This window comes from Tsuneonella sp. CC-YZS046 (assembly GCF_035581365.1).
Classification (GTDB): domain Bacteria; phylum Pseudomonadota; class Alphaproteobacteria; order Sphingomonadales; family Sphingomonadaceae; genus JAWKXU01.
Map to the genome: position 1 here is coordinate 159,644 of NZ_CP141590.1, position 14,882 is coordinate 174,525.

Consider the following 14,882-nt stretch of genomic DNA (forward strand, 5'->3'; position numbering starts at 1 on the left):
TTTTCCGAACCTGCGGTGCAGGGGCAGGACGAGAAATTGGGAGAAAGCCTATGTCGACCCGTGATGTGATCCAGACCTATATGGACAAGATGAACAGCGGCGATTTTCCGGGTGCGTTCCGGATGTTCGCATCCGATGGCGCCTACACGATCATCGGCGACACGCCGGTGTCGGGCACTTATGTTGGGCCTGACCAGATCACCTCGGAGCTGGTGCCGCTGCTCGAAAAGCGGTTCATCGCGCCCCCGGTGGTGACTTGCACGGAGATCATCGCGGAAGGCGACCGGGGCGTTGCGCTGGGCCATGGGGAAGGGCCGGCCAAGTTCGGCCAGTATCGGCAGCGCAACTATGCCTTCGTCTTCCGCATCGCGGACGGCAAGGTCGCGGAGTTGATCGAGTTCATGGACCCCAACCAGTTGAGCGCCAATTGCTTCGGGCAGACCCTGTCGGAAGTGGTTCCGGCCTGATGGAACGAGCGGAACTGGCGGATGGCTGACAAGGTCATCATAACCTGTGCGGTGACTGGCGGGGCGCATACGCCGACCATGTCGGATGCGCTGCCGGTTACGCCTGCCGAGATCGCCGAGCAGGGGATCGCCGCAGTGAATGCCGGGGCCGCGATCCTGCATTTGCATGCGCGCATTCCCGAGAACGGGATGCCGACCGGCGACCCGGACGTCTACGCGCAGTTCCTGCCCGTCCTGAAGCAGCGCACCGATGCGGTTATCAACCTGACGACCGGCGGTTCGGCCACCATGCCGGTGGCCGAGCGGCTGCTGGCGGCGACGAAATTCCACCCAGAGATGTGCTCGCTCAACATGGGTTCGATCAATTTCGCCTTCTTCGACGTGGCGAAGCGGATCAAGAGCTGGAAGCATGAATGGGAGAAGGACTATGTCGTCAATTCGGACGACTACATCTTCCGCAACACCTTCCGCGACATCGCCTACATCCTGGAGACGATGAAGGATGCGGGCACCCGCTTCGAGCATGAATGCTACGATGTGGGCCATCTCTACAATCTGGCCCATTTCGTCGATCGGGGGCTGGTCGAGCCGCCCTTCTTCATCCAGATGATCTTCGGAATCCTGGGCGGCATCGGGCCGGACCTGGAAAACCTGATGTTCATGAAGGCGACCGCCGACCGCCTGTTCGGGCGGGAGAGCTTCCAGTGGTCCGTGCTGGCGGCGGGGCGGCACCAGATGCCGTTCCTGACCCAGGCGGCGCTGATGGGCGGACATGTCCGCGTCGGGCTGGAGGACAGCCTGTTCATCGAGCGCGGCAAGTTCGCCACCTCCAACGCGCAGCAGGTCGAGAAGATCGTCCGCATCCTGCGGGAAATGGGGCGGGAACCGGCCTCGCCCGCCGAAGCCCGGCAGATGCTGGGCCTCAAGGGCGGCGACAGAGTGGAGTTTTGACCATGCAGATCATCGACCTTTCGATACCTGTCGAAAACGAAGTCGCCTCCGATCCCGTGGGATACCGGCCGCAGATCGAATATGTGAACCACAAGCAATCCGTGGAAGGGCTGCAAGCCTTCTTTCCCGGCCTGGCGGCGGAGGACATGCCGGATTCGGAAGCCTGGGCGATCGAGTTCATCAAGCTCAACACCCATAACGGCACCCATCTCGACGCGCCCTATCACTTCGCCTCGACCATGGATCAGGGCCAGCGCGCGATCACCATCGACGAGGTTCCGCTCGACTGGTGTTTCCGGCCCGGGGTGAAGCTCGATTTCCGCCACTTCGAGGACGGATATATCGTGACTGCGGAAGATGTGGCCGCGGAGATCGAGCGGATCGAGCATGAATTGCAGCCCTTCGACATCGTCGTCGTGAATACCGCGGCGGGCGCGAGATACGGGCAGGAGAATTACGTCTCGTCCGGTTGCGGCATGGGGCGCGAGGCGACCATGTGGCTGCTGGAGCGCGGCGTGCGCGTGACCGGCACCGACGCCTGGAGCTGGGACGTTCCCTTCACCTATACCGGGGAGCGTTATGCGGAAACGCGCGACGCTTCGTTGATATGGGAAGGGCACAAGGCGGGCCGCGAGATCGGCTATTGCCATCTCGAAAAGCTGCACAATCTGGAAGCGCTTCCGCCCTCCGGCTTCACCATCGCCTGCTTTCCGGTGAAGATCCGGGCAGCCTCCGCCGGATGGACCCGCGCCGTCGCCATTCTGAACTGAACGGTCCGTCCGCTTGAAACGGGCCTTGTCACCCTCGCCGAAGAGGCGGGGCCATATGATCGATGTGGGGAAACGATGAACCATCCTGCTTCGCCCGGTGCGCCGCCAGCCGAATGGCTGGAAGCGGCCTTGGCAGTCGCCAACATCCCCACGCTCGCATGCCTGCTGGTCCAGCTGACCGGCGACCGGCGGTGGATCGAAGGGCGCTTCGTGCCCGAGCGCACGCGCGGCCTGGACGACAATGACGACGGCGGGTTGCCGGGCGATGTTCAGGAAGAAATCCGCCGTGCCGCCAGGGCCGCGATAGAAGATTGGTTCGCTGGCCGCCCGCCCGCATTGACCGATCCTGCGGATGAACTGCTGTGCGAGCTGATGGGAGTCTCGCTGGGGGACACGATCCCGGCCGAATATGCAGCGATGATCCGGCATGAATTGCAGCTGCCGGAACCGGGTTCCGGCTCGGAAGCGGGCAAGGCCGCCGTACCTCCGGGCTTTTCCGCGCTTATCGTCGGTGCGGGTATTTCAGGATTATGCGCGGCAATGGCGTTCGCCCAGGCGGGAATACCCTACACCATTCTGGAGCGCGGCGAGAGCGTGGGCGGAGTGTGGTTCGAGAACCGCTATCCCGGCGCCGCCTGTGACGTGCCGAGCCATCTCTACTCCTTCTCGTTCGCGCCCTATCGCTGGTCGCGCTATTTTGCGGGCAGCCGGGAAATCCACAGCTATCTCAAGGATTTCGCGGAGCGCAACGGCATCGTCCGGAATATTCGCTTCGGGCTGGAGGTCGAGGAAGCGACTTATCTCGAGAGCGAAGGCAAATGGCGCGCGGTCACGCTCAACGCCGCAGGTGGACGGGAGGTTTTCGCCGCCAATATCCTGATCAGCGGGGTTGGGGCCTTCAACAAGCCCCGTCTGCCCGATTTGCCGGGAATGGAGCGCTTCAAGGGGCCGAGCATGCACACGGCCCGTTATCCTGACGAGGGGCTGGACCTGAAAGGGCGGCGGGTGGTGCTGGTCGGCAATGGAGCCAGCGCGATGCAGGTGGCGCCCGCGATTGCCGGTGAGGTCGCTGCGCTGACGATCGTGCAGCGCACCCCGCAATGGGTCGCCCCCTTCCCGAAATTCGGTTGCGATATTCCCGAGCCGCTCCAGCAATTGCTGGAGCGGATGCCGCTGTATCGCCGGTGGTATCGCCTCCGGCTCAGCTGGGCATTCAACGACAAGCTCTATGATGCGTTGCAGAAGGACCCCGAGTGGACGAGGCGTTCGGATTCGATCAACGCCATCAACGATACGCACCGCCGTGGGCTTACCGCCTATATGGAAGCGGAACTGGGCGAAGCGAAGGATCTGATGCCCAAGGTCCTGCCGGACTATCCGCCGTTCGGGAAGCGGATGCTGCTCGACAATGGCTGGTTCCGGACATTGTCCCGGCCGAATGTCCACCTTGTCATCGGCGGCGTGACCGAGGTCGGCGAGGACCGGGTGTTCACCAGCGATGGGGGAGAGCACGAAGCCGATGCGATCATCTGGGCGACCGGGTTCGATGTCGTCAACCTGCTGGCCCCGATGCGGGTGAAGGGCGTCGGCGGGCGCGAGCTTCACGCCGAATGGGAAGGGGACAATGCCCGCGCCTATCTCGGCACCGTGGTGCCGGGCTTTCCGAACTTCTTCTGCCTCTATGGCCCCAACACCCAATTCGGGCATGGCGGCAGCCTGATCTCGGTGCTCGAGCGGCAGATGCATTACATAATGTCGCTGCTCAACCAGATGTTCGAGAACGCGCTCGCCGTGGTGGATGTCCGGCGGGATACCTACGAAGACTATAACGAGCGGGTCGATCAGGCCCATTCCCGGATGATCTGGACGCTGCCCAACGTCAGCGGTTACTATCGCAACTCCAGAGGCCGGATCGTGGTCAACAACCCCTTCCGCATATTGGAAGTGTGGCAGATGACCGAACGGGCCGATCTGGCGGACTTCCACTGCCTTGCTGTCTCCGATTTCCCTGCCTCCGGGCGCAGGGCGGTCGAAAGTTCTGCCGCCACATAGAGGCAATGCGCCCGACTGCCGTGCCTCAACGGCCCTGCTGATGCCGGATCAATAGGGGGATTCGAGACCGGACAGGATCATTTCGGCGTAGGTCTTGCCGATCTCCTCGGCGCTGACCTCGCTGCTGGCGGGCCGGAACCAGCGATGGGTCCAGCCGATGATGCCGAATATCCCATAGGCGACCACGCGCGCCGAACCGACTTTGCGGAAGCTGCCGTCGGCAAAACCTTCCTCGATCACCGCGATCATCGCTTCTGTAGTCTCTCGGTTCATTTCACGCATCTGCTGCGACCATTCGGACCTTTCATCGCTGACATGCGACAGGTTTTCCCGAATATATATGTAAAACAGTGGGTAATGCTCGCCGTAGGAACTCATTACCGAGGTAATCATGTCTCGCAGCTTGCGCCGTGGCTGCACCTTGCTCTCGGCGATGCGGCGGACCAGCTGCAGATTGCGCTCGACGACGGTTCGCACGACTTCGTCGAAAAGCTCCTCTTTCGAGGAAATATAGTAATAGAGGGTGGAGCGGTCGACCTTCATTTCCTGCGCCACCGCCGATATCGTCGCCTTCTGGAAGCCGAGGCGGTCGAACACGCGCACGGCCGCGTCGGCAATTTCCTTGCGCCTTGCCTCATAGGCGACAGGATCGGCCTCAACGGCGGCGCGCCGCTGCTCGATCACGCTGAGCTTGGCCATGTCCTCTGCTATCGTCCTTCCCCTTGCTCGATCTTGCCCGGTAAGCGCCGACCCGATCCTGTCAACGTCCGTGTTGCCACTGGAGGGATAAATGATAGAACTTTTTATATCCTCGGCAAGTCGGGATACTCGGGAAAAGCCAGCGAACTTCATGGAATACGCACTGGCTTGATCCACTGTGCGGTTGACGCTGCAACACATGTGTTGTAGCCCGGATGGCATGTCGGGTCGCAAGTCTGAAGGCTCGAAAAAGGAACGGCGCCTGCATGAGCGCTGGATCGCCGCCCGAAGGCGGCGTGTCGGGAGAGGAGTGCTGGATGAGCGATCGCTTGCGTTTTGGAACGTTTATTCCGCCGCATCATTTGCCGGTGAACTACAACCCGACCTATGCGTTGCAGCGGGATGTGGAGATCGTGCAGCTGGCGGACGCGATCGGCTTTGACGAGGCGTGGTTCGGTGAGCATCATTCGGGTGGTGCGGAGCCGATCGGCGATCCGATGCTGTTCATCGCCCATGTGGCGGCGCAGACGCGCCATATCCGGTTGGGTACGGGGGTAGTCTCGCTGCCCTATCACAACCCGCTGTGGGTGGCGGACCGGCTGGCCATGCTCGATCACCTGACGCGCGGTCGGGTCATGCTGGGACTGGGGCCGGGCGCGCTGGCGACCGATGCGGGGATGATCGGCATCCATCCGTCCGAGCAGCGCGATGCGCTGGAACAGGATGCGGCGGTGCTGATGCATCTGATGACCAGCGAGGAGCCGATCAGCATCGAGACGCCGCGCTACAGGCTGGTCAACGCCAAGCTGCAGCTGGACTTCTACCAGGACCCGCATCCCGAGGTGGCGGCGGCGGCGATCGTCTCGCCCTCTGGTCCCCGGCTGGCGGGGACGCATGGCGCGGGCCTGCTGTCGATCGGGGCGACGATGAAGGCGGGTGTGGATGTGCTGGCGATGCATTGGGACGTGGCCGAGGCGCGGGCGAAGGAATGCGGCAAGACGGTGGACCGGAAGAACTGGCGGCTGGTTGGGCTGATGCATCTGGCGGACACCAAGGAGCAGGCCCTGAAGGATGTGGAGTTCGGCCTGCGCGAGTTCTGCGATTATCTGCAGCACACCACGCCGACCCCGCAGATGACGCCGACGGGCAGCACGGTGTCGGAATATATCGACTGGGCCCTGTCGACGGGCGCGGCGGTGATCGGGACCTATGACGAGGCGATCGAGCAGATCGAGAAGCTGCAGGAACTGTCGAACGGCGGGTTCGGCTGCTATCTTCTGTTCGACCACAACTGGGCGCGGTGGGGGGCCAAGAAGCGGCATTACGAGATCTTCGGGGATTACGTGATCCCGCATTTCAAGAAGACCAACCGCCGCCTCCGCCAAAGCGAACTCGATGCCCGCGCCGTCCGTGAACATCTCGCCGCAGAACAACAGGCTGCAGTCGACGCTTTTTCGGCCAAGCACAGGGTTGGGGCAGGCTCATGAGCGAAGATAAGACAGTCGAGCTTGAACGGCGGGGTTCCGTCCTGGTGATGGCGATCAACCGCCCGGATCGCCGCAATGCCGTCAACCGTGCGGTGTCGCTGGCCATGGCCGATGCGCTCGACCTGCTGGATAGCGATGAAGGCCTGCGGGCCGGCATCATTACGGGCCGTGGCGGCAATTTCTGCTCCGGCATGGACCTGAAGGCCTTCATTGACGGAGAACGGCCTGAGCTTGAAGGGCGCGGTTTTGCCGGAGTCTGCGAAGCGCCGCCCGCCAAGCCCCTGATCGCGGCGGTGGAAGGCTATGCGCTGGCCGGCGGATTCGAACTCGCGCTGGCTTGCGACATGATCGTCGCGGCGGAAGATGCGACATTCGGCTTGCCTGAAGCGGCACGCGGGCTGGTTGCGGGATCGGGTGGCCTGCTGCGGCTGGGAAGGCGGATTCCGCCCGGAATAGCGCTGGAATATGCATTGACCGCGGCGCCTATCCCGGCATCGGAAGCGCGCCAGTGGGGCCTGATAAATCGGCTGGTTTCTCCGGGGCAGGCGCTCGAGGCCGCTTTGCAACTGGCCGGGGAAATCTCCGCCAATGCGCCGCTGTCGGTCCTGATGACCAAGCGGATCATGCGGGAATCGCGGCTTTGGCCGGATGAGCGGATGTTCGATCTGCAGCGCCCGCTTTCGGAATCCGCGATCAATTCGGACGATGCGCGGGAGGGGGCTCGGGCCTTTGCCGAAAAGCGCGCTCCGATCTGGAGCGGCAAATGAAGCGGGTTGGCGTGATCGGGGGCGGCACGATGGGGGTCGGCATCGCCTATGTCTGCGCGCAGGCGGGTGGCGCCGTTACCGTGGTGGAACCGGATGACGAGCGTGCGGAGCGCATGCGCGGGATAATTCGTGATACCGCCGCGGGCGCGGTCAAACGCGGCAAGTTCTCGTCTGCGGAGGCGGATGCGCTGGATCGCGGGATCGAACGTGTCCGCGAGATTTCCGACCTTGCCGAAGGTTTCGACGTGATTATCGAATCCGTGTTCGAGGATCTCGAACTCAAGCGTTCGGTGCTGGCAAGCGCGGCGGCCCGGAACCCGGACTTGCTCGCTTCCAATACCAGCGCGCTTTCCATCGACAGCCTTGCCGAGGCCGTGCCCGATCCTTCGCGTTTTCTGGGAATGCATTTTTTCAACCCCGTGTGGTCGCTCAAACTGGTCGAGATCGTGCGGGGGGATGCGACATCGGAGGATGCGTTGGAAACGGCCCGCGCTCTGGCTGCATGGATGGGCAAGGAATCGCTCGTCGTGCACGACGTGCCGGGCTTCGCAACCAGCCGGCTGGACCTGATCGCCTCGCTCGAAGCGATGCGGATGCTGGAAAGCGGCGTGACCAGCGCAGAGGAGATCGATCGGGCCGCCACGCTTGCCTATCGTCACCCGGTGGGTCCTTTGCGCCTCAGCGACATTGTCGGGCTGGACGTGCGCCTGGACGTGGCCCGCGCGCTGGAAGCGGCGCATGGCTCCCGCTTCGCGCCGCCAAAAATACTCGAGCAAATGGTCGCGGAAGGAAAGCTGGGCGTGAAGTCGGGCCAGGGTTTCTTCCATTGGCCTCAATGAAGCAGGGTTAGCCGCTCGATGTCATCGCAGAACATGTTCTATACGCCGCTGATCGATACGCAGGATCATCACCCCGCGCTGCGCGAGAGCGTGGCCAAGCTCATGGGCGGGTTCGGCCGCGGGTATTTCCAGGACATCGTGAAACGCGGTGCACGGGCCGATGAGCTGTGGAAGGCGCTGGGCGAGGCGGGGTTCCTGGGCGTCCATATGCCGGAAGAGTTCGGCGGCGGCGGTGGCGGCATGGCCGATTATTATGTCATCATCGAGGAAGTGTCGGCGCATGGCTGCCCGCTGCTGGCCATGGTCATCAACTCGATCTGCTCGCCGATGATCGTGGCCTATGGCTCGGAGGAGATGAAGCGGGACTGGTTGCCCGGCCTTGCCAGCGGCGAGCGCCGCATGGCCTTCGGGATTACCGAGCCGAATGCCGGGTCTAACACTCACAACGTCAACACCTCCGTGCGGCAAACGCCGGATGGCTGGGTGTTGAGCGGAACGAAATACTGGACGTCCGCCATCGATGAATCCGACGCGGTGCTGGTGGTCGCGCGCGATGCCGACCGATCGACGCCGGAGCGGTCCGCGCTCTCGCTGTTCGTGGTTCCCACCGATGCGAAGGGCTTGAGCTGGAGCAAGATCGACTGCGCCGTCGCCGTCGCGGAGGATCAGTTCTTCACCTACTACGACGACATCAAGCTGCCGCCAGAGGCGCTGGTGGGCGAGCCGGGCAACGGCCTCAAGCAATTGTTCATCGGGCTAAACCCGGAACGGGTCGCGGTCGCGGCCATCAACAACGGCATTTCGCGTTTCGCGCTGGCGCAGGCCGCGCAATACGCCTGCGACCGCACGGTCTGGAAAGCGCCGATCGGGGCGCATCAAGGTATCGCCCACCCCTTGGCCGAGGCATTCATCGGCGTGCAGCAGGCCCGGCTGATGGCGGCGCGGGCTGCCCAACTCTACGACAGCGGCGAAGATGCGGCCGAAGCCTCGAACATGGCCAAGTTTGCCGCCGCCAATTCCTCCCTCAAGGCGCTGGATCAGGCGATTCAGGTCCATGGCGGCAATGGCATGTCGAACGAATATGGCCTTGCCGACCTGTGGTTCGTCGCGCGGATGCACAAGACAGCGCCGGTCAGCCGCGAGATGGTGCTGAACCATATCGCGCAACATAGCCTCGGCCTGCCCAAGAGTTATTGATGGAGCGGCCGGTGCCCAGCGCTCCGCTCGATCTGGTGAGCATGCTGGCCGATCATGCGCGAGCGCGAGCGGATGCCGCCTGCCTGCTGTTCGACGGGGAAGCGATCGCCTTCGGTGAACTGGCTGCCCGGTCCGGCAAGGTCGCAGGTGCGCTGGCTGGGCAGAATATCCGGCCCAGCGACCGGGTCGCGATTCTGGCTCTGTCCGGCCCGGTATTCTTCGAACTGCTGTTCGGCTGCGCCAGGGCCGGGGCGATCATGGTGCCGATAAACAGCCGCTTATCGGCGCGCGAAGTCGGCGAAATCCTGACCGACGCCGAACCCGCGCTGCTCGTCGTGGATGAGGCGCTGGCCCGCCTCGTGCCTGACGGTTTGGAGATGCCGGTCCTTTCCACTGGCGATTTTGCCGCATGGCGGGATCGCTGCGAGCAGGCAACGCCGGTTTCCGTGGAACCGGACGATCCGGTGCTGATCCTTTATACCTCCGGCACGACCGCGCTGCCCAAGGGCGTCATGCTGAGCCATCGCAACCTGTCCTATCTCGGCCGGATGGCGGGAGAGCTTTGGGAATTCACCGCCGACAGCACCAACCTGGCCGCTATGCCATTATTCCATATCGGGGGCATCGGCTGGGGGATGCTGGCGCTCAGCCAGGGCGGGCGGACAGTGCTGACGCGAGCGACCGAGCCCGCCGCCCTGCTCGAACTGATGCGCGTTCATGGCGTTACCCATGCGTTCCTTGTGCCGACCGTGATCCAGCGGCTGGTCGATCATCTGGTGGAGACAGGCGATCCGGCGCCGAAAGTGGCTCATATGTTCTATGGAGCGGCGCCGATGGGGGAAGCGCTGCTGGCGCGTTCCATCGAGGCGTTCGGCAGTGCGTTCCATCATACTTACGGGATGACGGAGACGGCGGGCACGACCGTCACGCTCGATCCGGAAGATCACTATCCCGCCGGGCCGCATCCCGAACGGTTGCGATCCTGCGGGCGCGCCATGCCATGGGTGGAATTGAAGCTCGTGGACCCGGCGACGGGCAAGGAGGTCGCTCCGGGCGAGATCGGTGAAATCCGGATGCGCTCGCCCGCCATCACCAGAGGTTATTGGCGCAAGCTCCAGGAAACGGAAGAAGCGATCACCGCCGATGGCTGGCTATGCTCGGGCGATGCAGCCATGCAGGACGCGGACGGATATGTCTATCTGAGGGATCGCTACAAGAACATGATCGTGTCGGGCGGGGAGAATATCTATCCTGCCGAGATCGACAATGTGCTGCAGCATCATCCGGCCATCCAGGAAGTGGCGGTGGTCGGCGTCCCGCACCCGAAATGGGGGGAGACGCCTTGCGCCTATGTGGTGCTGCGGCCGGGCGAGCGGGCCAGCGAAAGCGAGATCATCGCGTTCGCCAGGGAGCGGCTCGCGCATTACAAATGCCCGACATCCGTGGTGTTCGCGGAGGATTTGCCGCGCAATGCATCCGGCAAGATCCTGAAGCGGGAGTTGAGGAAATGACAGCCGCTATTTCACCGAGCGCGGAACTGCTGCGCGCCTTCGCAGTGGATTTCCTGACCTCGCATGATCCTGAAGTCGCCCGCCGGATCATGCATCCCGATTATCGCCTTCTGATCGGCGGGTATCTACTGTCCGGCCGCGAGGAGGCCTATCTGCCGGCGACCGTGGCGCAGCTCGATCTTTTCCCGGGCCTGTGCGTGACTGTGCATGACGTGGTGCTTGCGCCCGATGCGGTCGCGATGCGTTTTACCGAGCATGGCATGTCGGCGCGCGAAGGCCGGGTGTCGAGCTGGGGCGGGATCACGCTCTTCCGGGTCGAGGATGGGACATTGCGCCATGGCTGGGCCGAAGAGGATTATTATGCGCGCAAGCTGCAGCTCCGATCTGGCCATGTGAACACCATCCGGGCGCCGCATCCCGCCCCATGGGATCAGCCGGTCCGCCAGCCCGATGCCGATACGGAAAGGAGCATCCGGGCCTGGCTGGCCGATCCATCCGTGCTGATCGAGGGAGTGGACGAGATCAGCGAAGGCGGCCCGAAATTGAGCGAATTGATCCGGTCCGATGGCTTCGAGCTTTTGGTGTTGATGACAGCCGGCGGCCGGGGGGCATTCCATGGCGAACTTGGCGGGGAATATCTCGGCGGGTTTCCTGAAGTGGGTCAGGAGCATCGCGGCCGGCGGATCGCCGTGCCGATTGCAGGGATAGTGGATACGCTCGATGGAGCGGTGATCGGTGCGCAGATTTGCGCCGACCGGCTGGGACTGAGCCGACGAATATCGTCCTGACCGAGAGAATATCGCCGCGGTTCTGGGCCGACAGGTATGCGTTTTACTGGATAGTGCCGGCCGATGATCCACATTGTGTCTCTCAGCTACAGTGGTGAGGATCATAACGGCATTGCGCGTCGTGTGGGGATTGCCCAACATAAGCCCGCCAATGGGAGAGACGCGGCATGACGAAAAGTGTGGAAGAGCGACTGACGGAGATCGAGAGCAAGCTGGCCCTGTATGATCTCATGCATGACTACCAGCGCCTGGGCGACGAGAAGCGTTACAGGGAATGGGCCGAATGCTGGACCGAGGATGCCGTTTTCGAAAATTCATTCGGGTCGCTGCACGGCAAGCAGGAGATATTCGAAGCCTGCGACGGGCAGATGAAGGTGTTTCAGGATCAGGAGCATCTGGTCGGCAATACGCGTTTCCGCGTTTCTGGTGACGAGGCGACCGGCACCGGGGTCCTGATCTTCATCGGTGTACCCGATGTGGGCCAGCCCGGAGAGCATGTCATCACTGGCGGCCATTATGACTGGCGTTTTCGCAAGACCGACGATGGCTGGAAGATCAGCTATGCCTATCTTCGTTTCGTCTGGAGCAAGGGTGATCGCAGCGGAATGTTCACGACGCCCACCTAGAGCCAGGATATTGTTCCGCGATCTGCCGCTGAGTTCTTGGACAGGCTTTATGGGTCGATGCTGGGCGCTTTATACAGGGGTTTGATATTATTGCGGCATGATTGGAGTTCGGTTTGGAGTTTGCGCTGTGTGGTTTTGTCGCTGGCGATGGCGAGGAGCCTGATGATGACGCCGAGGCGTGCCTGGAGATGGAACTGCTGGTCATCGAGTTCTTCGTGGACCCAGAAGTCGATGACGCCGGAGAAGAAGACGACGAAGTCGCGTGAGAGGTCGTCGATGCCGAGGGTTTGTCCGAGATGGCCGTGGCGTTCGAGGTCCTGGAAGGCGCGCCACCAATATTGGTAGCCGCGGGTCATGAAGGCGGGGCGGTGGACGGGATCGGGGATGCCGAGCAGGAAGCGCATGAGCGAGCGGATGAAGGCGGAATCGGCGGTGTAGACCTTGACCGCCACATCGGCGGCATGGAGGACATGCTCGAACGGATCGGCGGAGCTTTCCAGGCGCAGCAGCGAGTTGTCGAGGCGATCCTGATACTGGTTGAGCAGGATATAGAGGACCGTCCCCTTGGAGCCGATCAGATTGTAGGTGGTCGGGGTGCTGAAGCCGGCGCGGGACGCCAGGGCATGCATGGAGAAGTCGGTCGATCCGGTCTCCCTGACCAGTTCCTCGGCTGCGGCGATGATCTGCTGGCGCCGGCGGTTTTTCTTGTCTTCCAGTTTCATTATCGCTTTGCCGATCTTGCCCTGGTCGCGGCTCCGGGTCGCGGAGCGTCATCCCCATGGTTGACTATATGACCAATTTCGAGGGGCGATGGAATCCCGTTGTTCCGGGCCTGGCCCGGCGTGGCGGATTTGCACCGCGCCGCATGGCGGCGGCAAGCGCGGAGCGCATCGCCAATCCATAACCGTGCTGCAATCGCATGAACTAGCCTTCGAACGGGGCGATGGTGAGTGCAAGGCCCTCGAGCCTTTGCTCGGCCAGGATCTGGCAGCTCAGGCGGGAGTTGGGGCGCTTCTCCAGGCTGCTGTCGAGCATGTCGGCCTCCTGCCTCTGCGCTGGCCCGACGATCGCCATCCATGGCTCGTCGACATGGACATGGCAGGTCGCGCAGGCGGCCTGGCCGCCGCACAGCGCCTCCACCAGCCCCTCGTCGCGCAGCGCTTCCATGAGCGGACGCCCGGCCTGGGCGGCGAGCGCCAGCTGTGCGCCGGTTCGGGTGGTAACATGGATCGTCACTGTTGCCATGGTGGTTTGCCGAAGACGGTTCCTTTGGATTTGCGGGGCGGTTGCCTGGCGGGCTGGGCGCAAATGGCATGGCGTTCTGCGGGAGGTCAACTTTTAATGGATAAAAAAGTTGACACCGTTTAAACTTTACATGCATTAAAAGGATGGGCGCTGACTCACCGGGATACCCCGCCGAGGCAAGCGCCCCGTCGACCGCGGCTCGATCAAGGAAGCCCGCGGCAATGAGGAGAGAACCGATGCGATCCGATTTTACCGAAGCCGCGGGCTTGGGCAAAGGGCCGGTGCCGCTCGAGCCTTATCGCTCGGCCGATTACTTCGAGCTGGAGCGCGAACGGGTGTTCCGCCGGGTCTGGCTGAAGATGGGCCGGGTCGAGGACCTGCCCGAGCGGGGCGACTACATCGTCAAGGAAGTCGAGATCTGCGGCGCCTCGATCCTGATCGCCCGCGGGGCGGACAACGTCATCCGGGCCTTCCACAATGTCTGCTCGCATCGCGGCAACCAGGTGGTGTGGGAGGAGAAGGGCTCGCGCAAGACCATGTTCCGCTGCCCCTATCACAACTGGACCTATGGCAGCGACGGCCGGCTGCTGGCGATATTCGACGAGGACAAGTTCTTCGGCGTCGACAAGTCCAAATGCGGGCTCGAGGCGGTTCAGTGCGACGTCTGGGACGGCTGGATCTTCATCAACCTCAATCCGGACAACACGGTCGGGCTGAGGGACTATCTGGGCGATATGGGCGAGTTCCTGTCGGACATCCCCTATCCCAATCCGGATCGGCATGTGACGATCCAGACCTATCTCAAGTGCAACTGGAAGCTGGTGGTGGATGCGTTCAGCGAGTCCTACCACATCCCCATCCTGCATGCGAAGACGATCGGCCCCAACTTCTCGTCCCCGTCCGATCCGGCGGGCCATCTGCAGAACGCGGAGTTCTTCGGCCCGCATCATTCGATCTCGCTGTTCGGCAATCCGGACTACCAGCCGCAGGAAGTGCAGCTGGTGGAGCAGCTGGCCTACAAGCACATGCAATCGGAGAATGTGCTGGCGGCCAACCAGTCCGGCGACACCGAGGATCTGCGCGCCCATCGCTCGGTCAATCCGGCCAAGTCGAACACCTGGTCGATGGACATCAACGAGTTCTTCCCGAACTTCCATCTCGATGTGGCGGGCGGCGGCTTCTGGACCCATGAGATCTGGCCGATCCGCCCGGACTACACGCGCTACGAGATGCACTTCTTCGTGCCCAGGCCGGAGACGATCCGGGAAGCGTTCCACCAGGAGCATTATCTGGCTCGCCTGGCCGATGTCGTGCTGGAAGACGTGGCCAATGTCGAGCGGACCCAGAAGGGCATTGCGGCCCGCGCCAAGCATCACATGATCCTGCAGGACAACGAAGTGCTGGTCCGGCGCTTCGCGCATCTGGTCGACGAGTTCACCCAGGCCGCCAATCTGGAAGAGGCGCTGGAGCGTTGCGCATGAGG

Annotated in this window: 16 protein-coding genes; 13 read left to right on the forward strand and 3 right to left on the reverse strand. The window is 62.8% G+C overall.

The features are described from left to right. The first annotated feature begins 50 nt into the window (after positions 1 to 50). The 4 genes from U8326_RS00825 (at position 51) to U8326_RS00840 (ending at position 4,240) form a co-directional block, all read left to right on the forward strand. Positions 51 to 467, forward strand: coding sequence for a nuclear transport factor 2 family protein (locus U8326_RS00825; protein ID WP_324741774.1), 417 nt, complete (start codon positions 51 to 53; stop codon positions 465 to 467). Between the two features lie 21 nt (positions 468 to 488). Further along, positions 489 to 1,418, forward strand: coding sequence for a 3-keto-5-aminohexanoate cleavage protein (locus U8326_RS00830; protein WP_324741775.1), 930 nt, complete (start codon positions 489 to 491; stop codon positions 1,416 to 1,418). Further along, complete coding sequence (locus U8326_RS00835) at positions 1,415 to 2,188, forward strand: cyclase family protein (RefSeq protein WP_324741776.1); 774 nt, start codon at positions 1,415 to 1,417, stop codon at positions 2,186 to 2,188. Before U8326_RS00830 ends, U8326_RS00835 begins: the two co-directional genes overlap by 4 nt. Before the next feature lie 75 nt (positions 2,189 to 2,263). Beyond that, a complete protein-coding gene (locus U8326_RS00840; protein WP_324741777.1) occupies positions 2,264 to 4,240 on the forward strand; it encodes a flavin-containing monooxygenase in 1,977 nt (658 codons plus the stop codon). Between the two features lie 48 nt (positions 4,241 to 4,288). On the opposite strand, the gene U8326_RS00845 is transcribed toward U8326_RS00840, so the two are convergent. After that, positions 4,289 to 4,939 (reverse strand): TetR/AcrR family transcriptional regulator, encoded by a 651-nt coding sequence (locus U8326_RS00845; RefSeq protein ID WP_324741778.1) that lies wholly within the window; start codon positions 4,937 to 4,939, stop codon positions 4,289 to 4,291. Positions 4,940 to 5,205: 266 nt separating this feature from the next. Here U8326_RS00845 and U8326_RS00850 point away from each other — a divergent pair, with 266 nt between their 5' ends. From U8326_RS00850 to U8326_RS00880, 7 genes are all read left to right on the forward strand, one after another. Beyond that, entirely contained in the window at positions 5,206 to 6,426 is a 1,221-nt protein-coding gene (locus U8326_RS00850) for an LLM class flavin-dependent oxidoreductase (RefSeq protein ID WP_324741779.1), read from the forward strand. Beyond that, positions 6,423 to 7,193, forward strand: a complete 771-nt coding sequence (locus U8326_RS00855; protein ID WP_324741781.1) for a crotonase/enoyl-CoA hydratase family protein — start codon at positions 6,423 to 6,425, stop codon at positions 7,191 to 7,193. Before U8326_RS00850 ends, U8326_RS00855 begins: the two co-directional genes overlap by 4 nt. Next, entirely contained in the window at positions 7,190 to 8,032 is an 843-nt protein-coding gene (locus tag U8326_RS00860) for a 3-hydroxyacyl-CoA dehydrogenase family protein (RefSeq protein WP_324741782.1), read from the forward strand. The genes U8326_RS00855 and U8326_RS00860 overlap by 4 nt, the downstream gene beginning before the upstream one ends. An 18-nt stretch (positions 8,033 to 8,050) precedes the next feature. Beyond that, positions 8,051 to 9,229, forward strand: a complete 1,179-nt coding sequence (locus U8326_RS00865; RefSeq protein ID WP_324741783.1) for an acyl-CoA dehydrogenase family protein — start codon at positions 8,051 to 8,053, stop codon at positions 9,227 to 9,229. After that, positions 9,229 to 10,740 (forward strand): AMP-binding protein, encoded by a 1,512-nt coding sequence (locus U8326_RS00870; RefSeq protein WP_324741784.1) that lies wholly within the window; start codon positions 9,229 to 9,231, stop codon positions 10,738 to 10,740. Before U8326_RS00865 ends, U8326_RS00870 begins: the two co-directional genes overlap by 1 nt. After that, complete coding sequence (locus tag U8326_RS00875; RefSeq protein ID WP_324741786.1) at positions 10,737 to 11,528, forward strand: ester cyclase; 792 nt, start codon at positions 10,737 to 10,739, stop codon at positions 11,526 to 11,528. The genes U8326_RS00870 and U8326_RS00875 overlap by 4 nt, the downstream gene beginning before the upstream one ends. A 167-nt stretch (positions 11,529 to 11,695) precedes the next feature. Further along, positions 11,696 to 12,154 (forward strand): nuclear transport factor 2 family protein, encoded by a 459-nt coding sequence (locus U8326_RS00880; protein WP_324741787.1) that lies wholly within the window; start codon positions 11,696 to 11,698, stop codon positions 12,152 to 12,154. 47 nt (positions 12,155 to 12,201) lie between these two features. On the opposite strand, the gene U8326_RS00885 is transcribed toward U8326_RS00880, so the two are convergent. Further along, positions 12,202 to 12,876, reverse strand: coding sequence for a TetR/AcrR family transcriptional regulator (locus U8326_RS00885; RefSeq protein ID WP_324741788.1), 675 nt, complete (start codon positions 12,874 to 12,876; stop codon positions 12,202 to 12,204). 56 nt (positions 12,877 to 12,932) lie between these two features. On the opposite strand from U8326_RS00885, the gene U8326_RS00890 reads away from it, so the two are divergent. Next, the gene (locus tag U8326_RS00890; RefSeq protein ID WP_324741789.1) at positions 12,933 to 13,058 is read left to right on the forward strand and encodes a hypothetical protein; all 126 of its coding nucleotides are present in this window, start codon (positions 12,933 to 12,935) and stop codon (positions 13,056 to 13,058) included. A 20-nt stretch (positions 13,059 to 13,078) separates the two neighbouring features. Here U8326_RS00890 and U8326_RS00895 read toward each other — a convergent pair whose 3' ends face one another. Continuing rightward, on the reverse strand, positions 13,079 to 13,399 hold the full coding sequence (locus U8326_RS00895; RefSeq protein WP_324741790.1) for a 2Fe-2S iron-sulfur cluster-binding protein: 321 nt from the start codon (positions 13,397 to 13,399) through the stop codon (positions 13,079 to 13,081). Between the two features lie 236 nt (positions 13,400 to 13,635). Here U8326_RS00895 and U8326_RS00900 point away from each other — a divergent pair, with 236 nt between their 5' ends. Next, entirely contained in the window at positions 13,636 to 14,880 is a 1,245-nt protein-coding gene (locus tag U8326_RS00900) for an aromatic ring-hydroxylating dioxygenase subunit alpha (protein ID WP_324741791.1), read from the forward strand. Positions 14,881 to 14,882: the final 2 nt, after the last annotated feature.